This is a genomic window from Photorhabdus asymbiotica (assembly GCF_003634575.1).
Classification (GTDB): Bacteria; Pseudomonadota; Gammaproteobacteria; order Enterobacterales; family Enterobacteriaceae; genus Photorhabdus; species Photorhabdus asymbiotica.
This window is the reverse complement of the sequence record NZ_RBLJ01000003.1, coordinates 727,410-743,367: the sequence shown is the minus strand read 5'-3', so window position 1 is coordinate 743,367 and position 15,958 is coordinate 727,410. Positions and strand designations below refer to the sequence as shown.

General features: G+C 41.5%; 15 protein-coding genes and 2 pseudogenes. 9 read left to right on the top strand and 8 right to left on the bottom strand.

The window, feature by feature from the left end; translation table 11 throughout:
• The first annotated feature begins 10 nt into the window (after positions 1 to 10).
• The gene (locus BDD30_RS15600) at positions 11 to 925 is read left to right on the top strand and encodes a LysR family transcriptional regulator (RefSeq protein ID WP_041382305.1); all 915 of its coding nucleotides are present in this window, start codon (positions 11 to 13) and stop codon (positions 923 to 925) included.
• On the opposite strand, the gene BDD30_RS15595 is transcribed toward BDD30_RS15600, so the two are convergent.
• Complete coding sequence (locus tag BDD30_RS15595; RefSeq protein ID WP_015835390.1) at positions 908 to 1,843, bottom strand: LysR family transcriptional regulator; 936 nt, start codon at positions 1,841 to 1,843, stop codon at positions 908 to 910. The two genes, BDD30_RS15600 and BDD30_RS15595, sit on opposite strands and share 18 nt — an antisense overlap.
• Before the next feature lie 124 nt (positions 1,844 to 1,967).
• Between BDD30_RS15595 and lysA the strand changes: the two genes are divergently transcribed.
• The 3 genes and pseudogenes from lysA to BDD30_RS24285 all read left to right on the top strand — a co-directional run.
• On the top strand, positions 1,968 to 3,305 hold the full coding sequence (lysA, locus tag BDD30_RS15590; protein WP_015835389.1) for a diaminopimelate decarboxylase: 1,338 nt from the start codon (positions 1,968 to 1,970) through the stop codon (positions 3,303 to 3,305).
• Positions 3,232 to 3,414: pseudogene (locus tag BDD30_RS24290) on the top strand (hypothetical protein); the annotation flags it as partial. The gene lysA and the pseudogene BDD30_RS24290, both read left to right, overlap by 74 nt.
• A 138-nt stretch (positions 3,415 to 3,552) precedes the next feature.
• A pseudogene (locus tag BDD30_RS24285) lies at positions 3,553 to 3,717 on the top strand (IS982 family transposase); the annotation flags it as partial.
• Positions 3,718 to 3,798: 81 nt separating this feature from the next.
• Here the strand turns inward: BDD30_RS24285 and BDD30_RS15575 are convergent.
• Genes BDD30_RS15575 through BDD30_RS25085 form a run of 3 tightly spaced genes read right to left on the bottom strand, consistent with a single transcriptional unit; the run spans position 3,799 to position 4,858 of the window.
• On the bottom strand, positions 3,799 to 4,374 hold the full coding sequence (locus BDD30_RS15575; protein ID WP_015835387.1) for a cupin domain-containing protein: 576 nt from the start codon (positions 4,372 to 4,374) through the stop codon (positions 3,799 to 3,801).
• 3 nt (positions 4,375 to 4,377) lie between these two features.
• Positions 4,378 to 4,791: a homocitrate synthase/isopropylmalate synthase family protein gene (locus tag BDD30_RS15570; RefSeq protein ID WP_049795214.1), complete on the bottom strand. Its 414-nt coding sequence runs from the start codon at positions 4,789 to 4,791 to the stop codon at positions 4,378 to 4,380.
• Positions 4,769 to 4,858: a hypothetical protein gene (locus BDD30_RS25085; RefSeq protein WP_081461606.1), complete on the bottom strand. Its 90-nt coding sequence runs from the start codon at positions 4,856 to 4,858 to the stop codon at positions 4,769 to 4,771. The genes BDD30_RS15570 and BDD30_RS25085 overlap by 23 nt, the downstream gene beginning before the upstream one ends.
• 541 nt (positions 4,859 to 5,399) lie before the next feature.
• On the opposite strand from BDD30_RS25085, the gene BDD30_RS15560 reads away from it, so the two are divergent.
• Positions 5,400 to 5,825 (top strand): hypothetical protein, encoded by a 426-nt coding sequence (locus BDD30_RS15560; protein ID WP_147408136.1) that lies wholly within the window; start codon positions 5,400 to 5,402, stop codon positions 5,823 to 5,825.
• 347 nt (positions 5,826 to 6,172) lie between these two features.
• On the top strand, positions 6,173 to 6,544 hold the full coding sequence (locus tag BDD30_RS15555; RefSeq protein ID WP_147408135.1) for a hypothetical protein: 372 nt from the start codon (positions 6,173 to 6,175) through the stop codon (positions 6,542 to 6,544).
• Positions 6,545 to 7,216: 672 nt separating this feature from the next.
• Here the strand turns inward: BDD30_RS15555 and BDD30_RS15550 are convergent.
• The 3 genes from BDD30_RS15550 to fadE all read right to left on the bottom strand — a co-directional run bounded on the left by BDD30_RS15550 (position 7,217) and on the right by fadE (position 11,861).
• The gene (locus tag BDD30_RS15550; RefSeq protein ID WP_015835383.1) at positions 7,217 to 7,954 is read right to left on the bottom strand and encodes a hypothetical protein; all 738 of its coding nucleotides are present in this window, start codon (positions 7,952 to 7,954) and stop codon (positions 7,217 to 7,219) included.
• A 227-nt stretch (positions 7,955 to 8,181) separates the two neighbouring features.
• Positions 8,182 to 9,078 (bottom strand): LysR family transcriptional regulator, encoded by an 897-nt coding sequence (locus tag BDD30_RS15545; RefSeq protein ID WP_041382298.1) that lies wholly within the window; start codon positions 9,076 to 9,078, stop codon positions 8,182 to 8,184.
• 347 nt (positions 9,079 to 9,425) lie between these two features.
• A complete protein-coding gene (fadE, locus tag BDD30_RS15540; protein WP_015835381.1) occupies positions 9,426 to 11,861 on the bottom strand; it encodes an acyl-CoA dehydrogenase FadE in 2,436 nt (811 codons plus the stop codon).
• Between the two features lie 259 nt (positions 11,862 to 12,120).
• On the opposite strand from fadE, the gene lpcA reads away from it, so the two are divergent.
• Together lpcA and BDD30_RS15530 are read left to right on the top strand one after the other, a co-directional pair.
• Complete coding sequence (lpcA, locus tag BDD30_RS15535) at positions 12,121 to 12,702, top strand: D-sedoheptulose 7-phosphate isomerase (protein WP_015835380.1); 582 nt, start codon at positions 12,121 to 12,123, stop codon at positions 12,700 to 12,702.
• A gap of 24 nt (positions 12,703 to 12,726) precedes the next feature.
• Positions 12,727 to 13,494 carry a class II glutamine amidotransferase gene (locus BDD30_RS15530; RefSeq protein WP_015835379.1) on the top strand — a complete coding sequence of 256 codons (768 nt, stop codon included), beginning with the start codon at positions 12,727 to 12,729 and terminating at the stop codon, positions 13,492 to 13,494.
• Here the strand turns inward: BDD30_RS15530 and BDD30_RS15525 are convergent.
• Positions 13,465 to 14,199, bottom strand: a complete 735-nt coding sequence (locus tag BDD30_RS15525; RefSeq protein ID WP_015835378.1) for a L,D-transpeptidase family protein — start codon at positions 14,197 to 14,199, stop codon at positions 13,465 to 13,467. The genes BDD30_RS15530 and BDD30_RS15525 overlap by 30 nt on opposite strands.
• A 415-nt stretch (positions 14,200 to 14,614) precedes the next feature.
• On the opposite strand from BDD30_RS15525, the gene BDD30_RS15520 reads away from it, so the two are divergent.
• On the top strand, positions 14,615 to 15,958 hold the full coding sequence (locus tag BDD30_RS15520) for a Na(+)-translocating NADH-quinone reductase subunit A (RefSeq protein WP_015835377.1): 1,344 nt from the start codon (positions 14,615 to 14,617) through the stop codon (positions 15,956 to 15,958).

Here is a 15,958-nt window from a genome sequence, read left to right as displayed (position 1 = left end):
GAGCTAATTGATGGATAGAGTCACTGCTGCGCAAGTGTTCACTATAATTGTAGAACAAGGCAGCATGATTGCTGCATCGGAACGGTTGGATATGTCGCGGGCAATGGTATCCCGTTATCTGGCTGAGATGGAAAAATGGGCGGGAGTGCGTCTGTTACATCGCACAACGCGAAAGATCAGCCTGACATCAGCAGGAGAGATTGTCTATCAGCACAGCCGTAAACTACTGCAATTATCAGAGGAAATACCCGTTCATCAGCCAGTGGAAGCACAGGAACTTAGTGGTCTTGTGCGGATAAGCAGTTCTCAGTCTCTGGCAATGAGTGCATTGTCTGTCGCTATCCCTGAGTTTATGCAAATTTACCCTCAGATAGCCATTGATATGCAGATGAGCAATAAGGCAATAAATTTGGTTGAAGAACGGATAGATTTGGCATTACGAATCACTAATAATTTAGAACCAAATTTGATCGCCAGACCGCTCTCGACTTGTCATTCTGTTGTTTGTGCTGCTCCTTCCTATCTGACAGGTAAAATGATCCCTCAAAAGCCAGCTGATTTAGCCTTGCATAACTGCATGACTTATAACTTTTTTGGTAAAAGCCTTTGGTTATTTGAACGCCAAGGGGAAAAGTATTCTGTTCCTGTTAGCGGTATTTTGAGTGCCAATGAATCGGTGGTGTTAATGGAAGCAACATTACAAGGCGCAGGAATTGCTATGCAACCCTATTATTCCGTTGCTTCTCATTTGGCATCAGGGAAATTGATTCATTTGTTGCCGGAATATCAACCTCAGGCTATGGGAATTTATGGCATTTATGCCAGTCGCCAAAATATGCCAGCAACGCTGAGGGCATTACTGGATTTTTTAGCGAAATGGTTTGCTTCATCACCATACTGGCAAAAACTAATGTTGAAAAGCTGACTCCAGTTTCTGAGGAAATAATATAATCTGAGTTTTCAGGTGTTCAATAAAGGCATCGACTGGTGCCGAAGAAGGGCGATGAATGGGCTTTATCAGACTGACAGTAAAAGGAATGTTAATACTAAATGGGCGGGCGCATATTTCAGATTCGCTGTAGCAGCCCATATAATCGAGTACAGTCAGTGGGTTAACAATAGAAACACCGATACCTTCCCGTACCATGGCACATACTGACGCAGCGCTGTGAGTCTCCATAATCATCCGGCGGTTAACATGATGCTCTGCAAATATCCCATCAATGAGCTGGCGGTAGCTGTCTGTTATCGACAGGCTGATAAAGTTTTGCTCTCTGAAATCTTCCGGTGTGAGTAATGACTTATGACTGAGTGGATGAGCGATGGGCAGTATGCAAATCTCATTCATCGTTATTAGGGTTTCTCTCTGAGTACCTGGTGGTGTTTGCAAATGTTCAGTTAAACCAAGATCATAGCGTTGAGCTGACAACCATTCTTCTAGCAGAGGGGATTCTTGCGGAATGATTGTCAAATTGGTATCAGGATATTGGCGAGTGAAATTGTGACAAACTTTCGGTAACAATGATTGAGAGAATACCGGCAAGCAAGCAATGGAAAGCCGGGCATGCTGAAATTTGCGGATACTTTCAGCCGCATTCATTATTCTTTCAAGTCCGTAATAAGAACGCTGAACTTCCTCAAAAAGACGCAATCCTTGTGCTGTCGGATGCAGGCGGCCTTTTACTCTGTCAAATAGTTTGAATTGTATTAGATGCTCGAACCGTGCTAATTCACGACTGACTGTTGGCTGTGATGTTTGTAATAAAATAGCCGCTTCTGTCAGGTTTTTTGTCGTCATTACCGCATGGAAAATTTCAATATGGCGCCATGAACAAGAAGGCATAAATTGTTCCTTCAGATGATAATTCTATATCACAGATGAATAGACTATAACGAAATAGATATTTTTATTCCTGTTTTTTACTGCCAATAATGGGTTATCTGCTGACTTTGTGAGAGAAACCCTGATGAGCCCTTTTACCTGCAATAGTTGTCCTGATCTGATACCGGAGAATTTGAGTCGTCTACCAGAAGCGTATGGTACTCCGTTATGGGTTTATGATAGTGAAACAATTATTCAAAAAATTAAATTGTTATGTCAGTTTGATGTCGTTAGGTTTGCTCAGAAAGCTTGTTCTAATACTCATATTTTACGCCTGATGCGTGAATATGGTGTGAAAGTTGATGCTGTTTCGCTAGGGGAAATTGAGCGTGCTTTGCGGGCCGGGTTCTGTCCAGGACAAGCAGAGTCAGACATCGTTTTTACTGCTGATTTAATTGATGGGCCGACGTTGCAACAAGTAACCAAATTGGGTATCCCGGTTAATGCAGGCTCTATCGATATGTTGGAGCATATTGGCCGATATAGAAAAGGGCATCCGGTATGGTTACGGATTAACCCGGGATTTGGTCATGGTCATAGTCAGAAAACCAATACGGGTGGTGAAAATAGCAAACATGGTATTTGGTATCAGGATCTGCCACTGGCAATTGAGAAAATACGTCACTATGAATTGAAGTTGCTTGGTTTACATATGCATATCGGTTCTGGCGTTGATTATCAGCACCTTGCCAGTGTGTGCGATGCAATGGTTGAGCAGGTTATTCTCTGTGGTGAAGATATTCAGGCAATTTCAGCAGGTGGCGGTTTATCGACTCCTTATCAGCAGGGAGATGAACGGATCAATATCGCTCATTATTTTGGGTTGTGGGATGATGCTCGTAAGAGAATTGAGCAGCATTTAGGTCATAAAGTTGAGCTAGAAATTGAACCGGGACGTTTTTTGGTTGCGGAATCTGGCGTTCTGATGTCAGAAGTTCGTGCGGTTAAGCAGATGGGTAGCCGTAATTATGTTCTGGTGGATGCGGGGTTCAATGACTTAATGCGTCCAGTCATGTATGGCAGTTATCACCATATTTCAGTTTTGCCTGCTGATGGACGTAAGATTGAGCAGTTGCCATTGCAAGAAACGTTAGTTGCGGGCCCGTTATGCGAATCAGGTGATGTTTTTACACAGGTTGAGGGTGGAGGCGTTGCGCCAAGAATGTTGCCGCCTGTTCAGGTTGGAGATTATTTGGTTTTCCATGATACCGGTGCTTATGGTGCGTCAATGTCTTCTAATTACAATAGCCGTCCGCTTATCCCCGAAGTGCTGTTTATTAATGGCAAGTTTCGATTGATTCGCCGTCGTCAAACGATTGAAGAGTTATTAGCATTGGAAGAGGTATCTTTTGCATATCATCCCCTTGAGGGGAGGCCATCCGGCTTTGGTCAGTGGATTCTGGCGAACAGACAGACAGCCTAAGAATCAATATTTCTTTGCTCAGGGCGCTATTGTTTTTGATGTTCGAGGTGCGGAGACAGGCACAATGATTTGGCATCTGATACGGGAAGCGGCAAGTATGTCGGAATAACGGATTATCTACTGCCTTATAATTATAATCTGAGGTTTGCTTAAGAAGGGAACTCAGTGCCTGAGGCACGATCAAAGTTTTTGTCAAATAAAACAGAGTCGTGGAGATCCTCAAGCATGTCTAATTTAGAAGAACTTTACTGCGGCGTCTCAGTTGAAAAATATCTCTCAGATAGAACCTTCAAGACATTGTAGTGTTATCAGTTTTCTGCTGGAAGTCGTGTCAGGATTAATTGCCTACACTTTTCAGTCGAAAAAGCCGAGCTTAAATTTGTGTAATTTTGAAATAGCTATCCTTACATAAAACTGAGATTAACTATAACGATAAAGGATGTCCATAATACTGGAGATAATTCATACGAGCTGGATAAACCAGCCCGATAAATTAAAAATAATCAATGGCAAGTATATGGGAATCCTTAACTATTGAGTAGAAAGCATGAGGAATCCAAGAGTCAATGTAAATGGAATCCCCTTGCTTAAGGCTATCCCTACGGCGTTCTCTCTGCTTATTCAGCCATAAAACACCAACTTCTCCTTGAAGAACATAAACAACTTCTTTGGCCTTATGGCCAGTATTCAATTTCATTTTATACAAATCATTGCAAAGTGGGGTAGTTTTAAGCACCATTAACTCAGGGTCAGCAAGCGTTTTCATTACATGACGGTAATGATAAAGATCACCAGCCTCACTTGTTTTTATTCTCTCAAATTGAGTTCCTTTGCGACTAATTTTTACTCCAGATTCCAGATCATAAGGATAATTATCTAGCAAAGACAAAATATCTTGCACTGGCAAACTAATGGAACTTGCAAAAGCCTTGATGCTATTGAAATCATTGAAAAATATTTCGCCTTTAAGAGTAAGATTAAGAAATGGTATATCGTCCAGAGACTTCTTGTGGTTATTCAATAATGCGGAAATTGCACCTTGATTGAAAACAAATAGATGATTTTTCATGGCTCATATTTTACGTAGTATAGAATGGAGATCCGCAGCATCCTGAAAAGATAGACTTGAAGATTTAATTATTGCTACTTCCCGTACCATCGCAAGTAAAGGAGCTAATTCATGTTCTTTATAACTAATATCCAGTTTCTCAAGAGCATATTTAATTGATGCTTTACCTGAGTGCTTGCCCACTATAATTTTTCGAATACCTGCAACAAGATCGGGAGAAAACGGCTCAAAAGAAGCACTATTTTTTAGTGTTCCATTAGCATGAATCCCAGACTCATGTGAAAAAATGTTATCACCAACAATAGGCTGCCAAGGATAAAGAGGTATTTTGGTTGTTTTCGATACATACTCACAGAGACCTTTCAATGCTTCAGTTTTAATCCCTATATCAATATTATAATGTAATTCCAGCTTCAATCCATTTAACACCACAATAAATTAAAGCATCCAGAATTTTTAATTTTGTCTCACGATTGAATGCCATACCAGGTGCCTGTTCACCATCTCGTAAAATAGTATCTTCAAGAATCTTGAATTAAGTCGGTGTCTATATAACCATTTAGTTATACCCGTTATCTTTCAAGTTGCTTCTTTGTTGGCTGCACTCGCTCACCCCAGTCACATAGTTATCTATGCTCCCGGGGATTCACTCCCTTGCCGTCGCGATGCATCTTGAAATCCATAGGGTATATATCCTACCTTTATCCATTCTTTAGCTTGAGTTTCAATCGTATCAGTGATAAATATAGCTAATTATTAGTATTATTAACACCGAGTATTCTTATCAATATATCGTTGACACGAATATGCACAAGCACCGGGAGTATAAGAAATTTAAAGTCTGGAATAATGCTTATCCATAGGGGAACGAGACGATATCTACAAGTCAACTAAATACATTCAACAACTATAGGTTTTTCAGAATGCTATCAAAGGCAACATGACAAATAGAATAATCTAATAATATTAAGTAGTTAATAACAAAATAAAAGAAACAAGTAATGAACAAAAGGAAAACGATCATCATGTTTAATAATAGAGTTGTTATGCTTAATGTGTTATTAATCTCTGCAAACATCACCGGTTCTTCTGGTCTGATGATTTGGGTAGATACTATGCTTAAAGATGGAGGCATGATTCTATACGCTTATGTTACTGTTTTTTCCTATTTATTGGGGTTATCTCTGGGGTGTATGACCATATCCTTCCTCATTCGAAAAATGAATATTGCTCTTTTTGAAAAAAATATTTTTGGATTCTTCTTATTCTTAGCAACTATAAACTGCATTCTCTTTGCAAGAGAAACAATACTTATTTCAGTTTGGCTGGATGCTCTACATAGAATATTATGGGGAGTAATAAGTGGATTTATTGTCATAATGGGAAGAAATATTCTTATAACCGAAGGAAATGAAATGAAAAGAAGACGAATAAGGATTTTTCTATCTTAAGCCTGCCATTTATAATCCCAGTCACTTTCTCTTTCTTCGGTTTAAACTCCCGTACATCAGCAGATTTTTTTTCTGCTTTTATTTATTCTATTGCTTCAATTATCTATTTTACTGGCTTTAAAAATAATAATGCAAAAAAGCAAAAACATAATATTAAGGATTCTGTAAAAACAGACAATAAATTGGTTGTTTTCTTTTCCTTTTCAAGTTTGGTTATAATTAATGTTTGTTTTTTCCTCTCTTTAATGATTATGCCAGCAATGCGAACAAAATATTTTGAACATATTGATATGGTTCAAATGTATATCATACTGCTGATTATATGGTTCCCCTGTGCAATTGGCATCATGAAATCGGTATTTTTAACAAAAAGGATCATGATAGGTAATATCATTCAATTATTTTCTCTCGGATTTTGTTCACTTGGAATTATTATAAATTCTGGCATGCTCTATTTGCTATTCACAATTATGGTGTTTTTAGCTAATACAATTATGCAACCTGTTTTTTTCTCTTATCTGGGGTTATATTCAAAAAACTCTCTTTATACTTTGGGTATGCAGTCAGGGGTTTATGTATTTATTACTATGATTATTCTCTTTTATACTATTTACTTAGGTGTTGGCCTTGAAGAAATTATTACTGGATTTACAATATTATTAATTTCTTCAATAGTTATTTCTACTATTTTTCTTTCAATGGTTAATTCAAAAAAATAATAATGTCAGGTAGTGAAAAGCGATAAGTTTATATAAATAAGCTTTCATTGATAATATCTCAACCTTGCCTTTACTTTTAATTGATTAAATTAAGAGATAAAGGCAATGGATATATTTGAAGATATCCTAATCTATTTTTCAAAAAGCATCGGCTTCAATAATGTTTTCAATCAGGGAATGAATTTATTAAATCATGAAAAATATGAATAACGAAATCCGAAATAAACGATTTAATAGAATACGAATTGGGTCACTTTCAGCGTTATGATATTGCATTTATTATACAAAACCGTGATACCTTAAATTCGTCAATTTAAACAGGCTTTACATTGCTTTAACCCGTCCGATAGCACTTCTTTTTTACTGTTTGATTTAAACTATTCCCCTTTTATATCATTAATGTGATTTAACGCTAAAATCAATTTATATCGTTATTTTTCCAAGCTATTTTCGCGCCCTGTTAACGCTTAAATACCTATACCCTTCATCCTTCAAGTTGCTGCTTTGTTGGCTGCTTTCACTCACTCCAGTCACATAGTTATCTATGCTCCTGGGGATTCGTTCACTTGCCGTCGCGATGCAACTCGAAATCTATTGGGTATATAATTTTTCTGGCGGATTAATCCGCCAGACTTTTCATTATCGTTGATGTAATAAAGCGTTATTAGGATGTTATTTTACTAATTTCGGGATATCAACGCTGAAATCAATCCACGGGTTGGTGCCCAGCATCTCTGCACTGTCAACACTGGGTTCATCATAGCGCATAACGAAATGCTTTGGTCCGTGGGCAAATGCCACGATTAATCCATCCTCAGCATCCAGAAACGCAGCATGCATTCCTAGCCCGGGATAGCTGAGACGCCAAGCAGGATCGCCAGCTTCCACACGTCCTATCGACAGCTTTGTGATCACGCCATCTGGCAGACGGAAGAACCAAGTCCACGGTCCGCCAGCCACAACTGTCATGACTTCATCAATACCCATCCCGTTTTCAGCGCTGTTCACATGCAGTTTACCGAATTTTTCGAGAACAGTTTTTCTGGTTTCAGCCGAAATTGCTTTCATATCGTAAACTTTAGGATAAGGTGCAACACCGACTTCCGACGTTGACAGGAAACCGCCGCGGTGAGCTTCCGGCTGGCGGCCAGCCAGTCGGATTTGTTCCAGAAGTTCTCCTCGGTGTAAAGGAAACAGCGAAATCAGCTTCTCGCTCTCTTCTTCCGTGAGCGCACGGGTTTTTGACGCTTCAAGAATAGGTCTGGCTTCTTTAGGGATCGGCGTTGTACTGACCCGAACCCCGATGGAAAATAAGACCTTGTTTACGTTCTCAATGCCAACGGTCGGCTGGCGTCCGTCAAGATAGGACAGAACAAGATTTTCTGATGTTGAAGTAACGGAACTGTTCATATCTACATCTCCTCAATTTTGATGTAACCGATAAGTTCATTTGCAGAACCGAGTATAGGGAGAGAGATAGTTTATTAAAATGCCTATTATGTGAAAACATTGTGCACTGATAGTAAACAATTATAGGGTCTTCTCTGATTTGACCATGACTTTTCAAAACCGGTTGGCCTGGCATTTATTTCAACCGGAGATTTGCCATTTAAAATCACCGATCACTTTTCAGATATTCAGCAGGTTTTGTCTAGTGCATTTATAAGGAAATCGATAAAAGCCCTTGTCTTGTTAGAGTGTTCTTTATGAAAGGGTTGTATGGCATAAAGTGCCTGCATGTCAGCTTCCCATTCCGGAAGTAGTCTGACAAGTTTGCCTGACAGCAGCTCATCAGTGACCAGTAATTCAGGCAGTAAAATCACACCATGTCCGGAAAGAGCCGCCTGTTTGAGTGCAAGCCCGTTATTCACCACATAGGTTCCGGGCTTAAGGTCAACGACTTTCACATCATTTTGATTGTGAAATATCCAGCGTCGTGGAGAAGAAGATAAACTGTAGACAAGACAGTTATGGGAGGTGAGATTTTCAGGGATGAGTATTTTTTCAGAAGCCTCAATATATGCTGGTGAGGCACATAAGACTCGGGGGACTTTTATCAGTTTCCTAGAACGAAGGCTGGAGTCGCTCAGTTCACCTCCTCCACGTATCGCAACATCTATTCCATGCTCAATAAGATCGATATATTTATCAATCATGACAACTTCTACAGAAATACTAGGGTGAGTATGCATAAACTGGCATATCAGTGGATTTAATGCCTTTAGCCCCATAGACATTGGAATACTGACTTTTATCGAGCCTGTCAGAGTGTGAGACGTTTCCATAACCGATAAGTCAGCATTCTCAAGCTCATCCAGGATGTTGCACACCTGATGATAGTAATTCCTGCCGTTTGCGGTTATGTGCATGTTTCTGGTCGTTCGGTTAATCAGGGGGCTTTTGAGATACTCTTCAAGCTGATTGATGTTTTTACTGACAGCTGCCTTGGATAAGCCCAGATCTTGGGCGGCGGCTTTGAAACTGCCTAGTTCTACAACACGCCGGAAGACGCTGATTGCTCTTAACTTGTCCATAAGCACCACTGTTGAGTGAGTTTAACTGTCTGGTGTATCAATAAACTACGATAAAAAATTATGTTTAACCATTTGTTCAGTTATTGCAACTGAATCAGTTGGTTGCCGATCTGAGCCTCGACAAAGCTATGTTGAAGGATGTGCTGGTGTGACATTACAAGCGGATTGTCGTCTGTATCGTGAGTAGGGTGCTGTAGAGAGTAAATTTCATCTACTCTTTCAAAGGAAATATCGGATATTTTTGACTGTGTCTATTTTTTTGCGCAAAGCGCAATCCTACCTTGGCAACTCGGGACGATACCCTAAGGTATCGTCCCGTAATGACATCCATTCTTTAGTTGTCAGCATCAGGCCGCTTTTGTTTTTGGCTTTTTAACTGGAGCAGGAACAGCCAGCGCCTCCGGTTCGAACTCATCGACATTAATAGAGCGCAAACGGCTTGCTTCGGCACGTTTTAGAATGTCAGCCTCTTCTTGAGTAATCTTACGTTCTGCTAGTGCTCGTTCCGCCAGTTTATCCAGGCGGGTAAAGCCGAGACGTTTACCCGCTTCGCGGCTCAGACGAGCATGGATCGGCTCTGCGGCAATAATGTCTTGCAGCGCTTCTTCCAATAATCCGTGAGGATTATATTTGCTTGGTGTCAGGAATTGACCACGACCAATGCGATCACGGGTAGCTGAAGGCTGTTGTAAGAGCTGCGCTAATTTGTGGTCCAGATGGTCAGATGGTGCTGAATGCACGCGTCCTAATGGGAAGACAATAACACGCATCAAACCAGCAACCAGTCGGTTTGGGAAGTTACGTAGTAAGTTATCTATCGCTTGTTCAGCCTGGTACAGGCTATCCTGAACCGCCCACTGTACTAGCGGTAAATCTTCTTTTTGACGACCTTCATCTTCATAGCGTTTCAACGTTGCTGAAGCCAGATAAGCTTGACTCAGAACATCCCCAAGGCGGGCGGAAACACGTTCACGGCGTTTCAGACTGCCACCTAATACACCCATTGCCACATCTGATAACAGAGCAAGGTTGGCACATTGGCGATTTAATTGTTGGTAGTAACGGAGTGTTGCGTCATTGACCGGTGTGCTGCTGGTACGGCCATTCGTCAGGCCAAGCCAGAAGCTGCGTAATATGTTACGGGCAACGTGACCAAGGTGACTGAACAATGCTTTATCAAAATCTTTAATACGGTTATTTTCAGCTGCGGCCATTTCATCAAGTACATAAGGATGGCAGCGAATAGCGCCTTGACCGTAGATAATCATGTTGCGGGTCAGAATATTGGCACCCTCAACGGTAATAGCAATAGGTGCACCTTGATAAGAGCGAGCAAGGAAGTTGGATGGACCAAGGCAAATCCCTTTACCACCAGCAATATCCATCGCATCAATAACAGATTTCTGGCCTCTGTGGGTACAGTGATATTTGACGATAGCGGATAATACCGAAGGTTTCTCGCCCAGCATAATACCGGTTGTAGCAAGAGTTGAAGCTGCGTCCATCAGATAGGCGTTACCCGCAATGCGTGCCAGTGGCTCTTCAATTCCTTCCATTTTACCAATTGGCATTTTGAACTGACGGCGGATATAAGAGTATGCGCCAATCGCCATAGCAACACTTTTCAATCCCCCCGTTGCATTTGAAGGTAGAGTGATGCCACGGCCAACAGACAGACACTCAACTAGCATACGCCAGCCTTGTCCGGCCATTTTCGGTCCACCAATGATGTAGTCAATTGGTACGAAAACATCTTTACCGCGAGTTGGGCCGTTTTGGAATGGGACATTCAGTGGGAAATGACGATGACCAATTTCTACTCCGGGTACATTGGTTGGGATCAATGCACAGGTGATGCCCAATTCTTCTGTATCACCCAGTAAATGGTCTGGGTCAGACAGTTTGAAAGCCAGGCCAAGCACGGTAGAAATAGGTGCAAGAGTGATATAGCGCTTGTTCCAGGTTAAACGCATACCCAGAATTTGTTTACCTTGCCATTCTCCCATACAGACTACGCCAGTATCTGGGATAGCTCCGGCATCTGAGCCGGCTTCCGGGCTGGTCAGTGCGAAACATGGGATCTCTTCACCACGGGCAAGCCCGGGTAGATAGCGGTTTTTCTGCTCTTCGGTGCCATAATGTTGTAATAATTCACCGGGGCCGAGGGAGTTAGGTACGCCGACAGTGATTGCCAGAATGCCGGAAGTCCCCGCCAGTTTTTGCAATACTCGTGCCTGTGCATAAGCAGAGAATTCCAGACCACCGTATTCTTTTTTGATAATCATGGCAAAGAAACGATGTTCTTTCAGGTAACGCCATAACTCAGGTGGTAAATCAGCTAGTTCGTGGCTTATCTGGAAATCATTGGTCATCCGGCAAGCTTCTTCTACAGGTCCATCCAGAAATGCTTGCTCTTCGGCGGTGAGTTGAGGTTTTGGATAGTCATGTAATTTTTTCCAGTCGGGTTTACCGCGGAACAGTTCTCCTTCCCACCAGGTAGTACCGGCATCAAGAGCTTCTTTTTCTGTGCGGGACAGACTCGGCATCACTTTACGGAAGGCTTTTAAAGCTGGAACAGTAAGTAAGGAGTGACGCATTGGCGCAAAATTCAGCGGGAACAGAATAATAGCCATTGGTAATAACATCCAGTAGCTCCATGTATCAATAGCGCCCATCAAGACGGTATAAACAAGGAGTAGTAGGCTGCTAAGGCTGAGATTGACTTTGTGATAGCAAAGTATCCCAATCAATACTAAGAATAGAACAATACTCAATGTGGTCATAATAAAAGCTCCTGGTTAATCTCAGGGTCAGGTAAGTTGTCAGAGGTCGGACCTGTTGTGCTGTTCCTTTCTTTTTAGACCAGGAAATTGTTTTTAGCAATATCTTTACATCTTAATTACAATGTAGCTCACAAACTCATGGTGATTGGCAGTGGATTAATTCTCCAGAAACGTGGTGTTGTCTTCTTTCAATTCTCTTGATCCGGTAAACTGCCATTCAGCACAACATTAAAGATTACCTGACCGAAGTGAGGAGCCTATGTATCAAGAACTGATCCGTAGTGAATTGAATGAAGCCGCGGATACGCTGGCAAAGTTTTTAAGTGACGATGCAAATATTAAAGCAATTCAAAAAGCAGCAGTATTACTGGCTGATTCATTTAAAGCGGGTGGCAAGGTATTGTCCTGCGGTAATGGAGGCTCGCATTGTGATGCGATGCATTTTGCTGAAGAATTGACAGGCCGTTACCGCGAAAATCGCCCTGGTTATCCGGCGATTGCGATTTCTGATGTCAGTCACCTTTCTTGCGTTAGTAATGATTTTGGTTATGAATTTGTTTTCTCCCGTTATGTGGAAGCTGTGGGGAAGGAAGGAGATGTATTACTGGGTATTTCCACTTCCGGTAACTCCGGTAATATTATTAAAGCAATTGAAGCTGCTCGTTTAAAAGGTATGAAAGTAATTACGCTGACAGGCAAAGATGGCGGCAAAATGGCAGGAACCGCTGATGTGGAAATTCGTGTCCCGCATTTTGGTTATGCAGATCGTATTCAGGAAATTCATATCAAAGTTATTCATATCCTGATTCAACTGATTGAAAAAGAGATGATTAAAGCCTGATTTTACAGGTTACAGAGGTGGGAAATGTGTGAGTTACTTGGCATGAGTGCAAATGTGCCAACAGATATCTGCTTTAGTTTGCGTGGTCTGATTCAGCGTGGTGGGCATACTGGACCCCACAAAGATGGTTGGGGGATCACTTTTTATGAAGGGCGGGGCTGTCGCACATTTAAAGATCATCAACCGGGTTGTCATTCGCCCGTTGCCCGCTTCGTACAGGAATACCCGATTAAATCCAGAGTGGTGGTTTCCCATATTCGGCAGGCTAACCGCGGTAATGTTGCGTTGGAAAATACTCACCCTTTTATTCGTGAAATGTGGGGACGTAATTGGACTTATGCCCATAATGGGCAGCTTCGAGGCTATCGGCAGCTTGAAACAGGTCAATATCGCCCTATCGGGCAAACTGACAGCGAACATGCTTTCTGCTGGATTTTGCACCGACTTTCACAAAAATATCCAAGGACTCCCTCTAACTGGCCAGCAGTATTTCGTTTCATCGCGTCATTAGCGGACGAACTGAGACAAAAAGGGGTATTTAATATGCTATTGTCAGATGGATGTTTTGTCATGGCATATTGTTCAACTCATCTTCACTGGATTACCCGCCGGGCGCCGTTTGGGAAAGCAAAGCTTTTGGATCAGGATGTTGAAATTGATTTCCAGCAGCACACACAGCCGGATGATGTCGTTTCCGTCATTGTTACCCAGCCTTTAACCGGCAATGAATCCTGGAACCGGATTGAGCCGGGTTGCTATGCACTATTTCACCTTGGTGAACGCATATTGTGATTGATTTTGCGAAAGTGGCGATTTAGCAGCTATATCATTAACGGCATATTGATTATTGATGACGCTAATAGCAGCCGGTCGACGAGTTTTTATAAAATACTCATAGGCCGGTTGTAATTGCAGCCAAAACATATAATGGGAAGATGCCTGGTGACGTAACATATTTTGCGGTGTCATTCTGAATGGATAAATACTGATATTAATTTCGTATTGTCCATTCAGTAATGCACTTTCTACATAATGGTAGATTTCATTCATGTAATTGTTAGTCATAGCGTAACAACCGACAGATTTACATTCTCCGTGGATCATTAAATAGTTGCCGGAATAACCTCTGGATTTATCGTATTCATTTGGAAAACCCAGATTAATAGATCGGTAATACCGACTATTCGGATTTAATTGACTGGTTTTCACACGATAAAAGCCTTCCGGGCTTTTCAGATCCCCTTCCATGGTTTTGGGACCAAGGCCGCCAGAGTAATTACAGATGGGATAACTTTTAGCCAGTTGGTAGTTTCCATGACTATCTTTAGTATAAAGCTCTAGTATCCGCTCTTCTTTGAATATCTGGATGAATACAGGATAACCAAGTTGTGTAGATGGGGTTGACTTTAACTCAATTGGAGTATCCTGAGCATAGGTAGGTGGGAGTGAACTAAAGAACATCAATATTATTGCAGCAAAAGCAGCCGTTTTTTTCATGTGACTACCATATAGAAACGTAGGGAATTAATTGAAAATTTAGCTTAAGATTGCCATGAGTTATCAACTTTGTGAATAAAAAATAATAACCGTGGCTTTTTTCTACAAAGTGATTATAAGATCAAAAAACAATCAACCATTGATAAAGGTGATATAATTATTCGTTTTTTGCGATCTATTAACGGTTCAGTGCCAAAATTATTCCTGTTTGCTTGAAGTAAATCACTTGATTAGTCAGACAGCTTAAGGGGGGAGATGTTAAAATTGCCGCCCAGAGATTAAGAAAATCGTAATAATTATCGGAGAATAATAACCCGAGCGCGATTCGTGACTTAAGGGTTTTTTTATAGAGTAGCTCTGTTACCACCAGGTAATTTGTAGCATATGATTTAATTGATAAACTTGTGCAAATCTTATGATTAAAATTAAAAAAGGGCTCGACCTCCCGATTGCAGGGGCGCCTGCTCAAGTAATAGAAGACGGTCCGACGATTCGCCATGTAGCACTGTTAGGTGAAGAGTATGTTGGAATGCGTCCCTCTATGTTGGTTAAGGAAGGTGAGCATGTTAAGCAAGGGCAGATTCTTTTTGAAGATAAAAAGAATCCAGGTGTGGTTTTCACCAGTCCGGCCTGTGGGCAGGTTGTGGCGATTAATCGCGGTGAACAACGTGTTTTGCAGTCAATCGTGGTTGAGATAACGGGAGATGAACAGGTCAATTTTGACCATTATGATCGAACCCAACTTTCTCAGTTATCCCGTCAACAAGTAGAAAAGAACCTCATCGATTCCGGGTTATGGACTGCTCTACGTATCCGTCCTTACAGTCGAACTCCTGTTCCTGGTTCCTCGCCAAAAGCAATTTTTGTAACTGCTATGGATACTCAGCCTCTGGCTGCCAATCCACAGATTATTATTGCTACCGAAGAAGAGGCTTTCATTGATGGCTTGAATGTATTGACTAAACTGACTGAAGGTAAAGTCCATGTTTGCCACGGTGTAGGAAATTTGCCGAATGCCGGTAATAATGCACAAATTACTTATAATCAGTTCTCTGGTCCGCATCCTGCGGGATTAGTTGGAACTCACATTCACTTTATTGAACCCGCTAGTGCGACTAAAACGGTATGGCATCTGGGATATCAGGATGTGATTGCTATCGGTAAGTTGTTTACTACCGGCACACTTTATACTGACCGTGTTATTGCACTAGCAGGCCCACAGGTTGAGAACCCACGCCTTATACGTACTTGTTTAGGGGCTGATCTGCTTGAGTTAACTCAGGATCAGCTTAAAGAGGGTGAAAACCGTATTATTTCAGGCTCCGTATTGTGCGGTACTCAGTCAGATGAAGTTCATCATTATCTTGGTCGTTTCCACACTTTGGTCTCTGTTTTGTGTGAAGGTCGCGAAAAAGAGCTATTTGGTTGGATTATGCCGGGTATCGATAAATTTTCCATTACCCGCACTACTATTGGTCATTTCCTGAAAAATAAGCGTTTTGCTTTTTCAACCACAACCAACGGCGGTGAGCGTTCTATGGTACCAATCGGTAACTATGAGCGTGTTATGCCTTTGGATATTATGGCAACGCATTTGCTGCGGGATTTGCTGGCGGGTGATACTGACAGCGCTCAGGCGCTGGGTTGCTTAGAGTTAGATGAGGAAGACTTGGCACTTTGTACCTACGTCTGCCCGGGCAAATATGAATATGGTCCGGTACTGCGTGAAGTGCTGACTAAGATTGAGCAGGAAGGATGA

Excerpts from the sequence above, each read along its gene's own strand:
- BDD30_RS15600 (WP_041382305.1), top strand. The coding sequence starts at position 11 with ATGGATAGAGTCACTGCTGCGCAAGTGTTCACTATAATTGTAGAACAA.
- BDD30_RS15595 (WP_015835390.1), bottom strand. The coding sequence starts at position 1,843 with ATGCCTTCTTGTTCATGGCGCCATATTGAAATTTTCCATGCGGTAATG.
- lysA (WP_015835389.1), top strand. The coding sequence starts at position 1,968 with ATGAGCCCTTTTACCTGCAATAGTTGTCCTGATCTGATACCGGAGAAT.
- BDD30_RS15575 (WP_015835387.1), bottom strand. The coding sequence starts at position 4,374 with ATGAAAAATCATCTATTTGTTTTCAATCAAGGTGCAATTTCCGCATTA.
- BDD30_RS25085 (WP_081461606.1), bottom strand. The coding sequence starts at position 4,858 with ATGGCATTCAATCGTGAGACAAAATTAAAAATTCTGGATGCTTTAATT.
- BDD30_RS15560 (WP_147408136.1), top strand. The coding sequence starts at position 5,400 with ATGTTTAATAATAGAGTTGTTATGCTTAATGTGTTATTAATCTCTGCA.
- BDD30_RS15555 (WP_147408135.1), top strand. The coding sequence starts at position 6,173 with ATGAAATCGGTATTTTTAACAAAAAGGATCATGATAGGTAATATCATT.
- BDD30_RS15550 (WP_015835383.1), bottom strand. The coding sequence starts at position 7,954 with ATGAACAGTTCCGTTACTTCAACATCAGAAAATCTTGTTCTGTCCTAT.
- BDD30_RS15545 (WP_041382298.1), bottom strand. The coding sequence starts at position 9,078 with ATGGACAAGTTAAGAGCAATCAGCGTCTTCCGGCGTGTTGTAGAACTA.
- fadE (WP_015835381.1), bottom strand. The coding sequence starts at position 11,861 with ATGACCACATTGAGTATTGTTCTATTCTTAGTATTGATTGGGATACTT.
- lpcA (WP_015835380.1), top strand. The coding sequence starts at position 12,121 with ATGTATCAAGAACTGATCCGTAGTGAATTGAATGAAGCCGCGGATACG.
- BDD30_RS15530 (WP_015835379.1), top strand. The coding sequence starts at position 12,727 with ATGTGTGAGTTACTTGGCATGAGTGCAAATGTGCCAACAGATATCTGC.
- BDD30_RS15525 (WP_015835378.1), bottom strand. The coding sequence starts at position 14,199 with ATGAAAAAAACGGCTGCTTTTGCTGCAATAATATTGATGTTCTTTAGT.
- BDD30_RS15520 (WP_015835377.1), top strand. The coding sequence starts at position 14,615 with ATGATTAAAATTAAAAAAGGGCTCGACCTCCCGATTGCAGGGGCGCCT.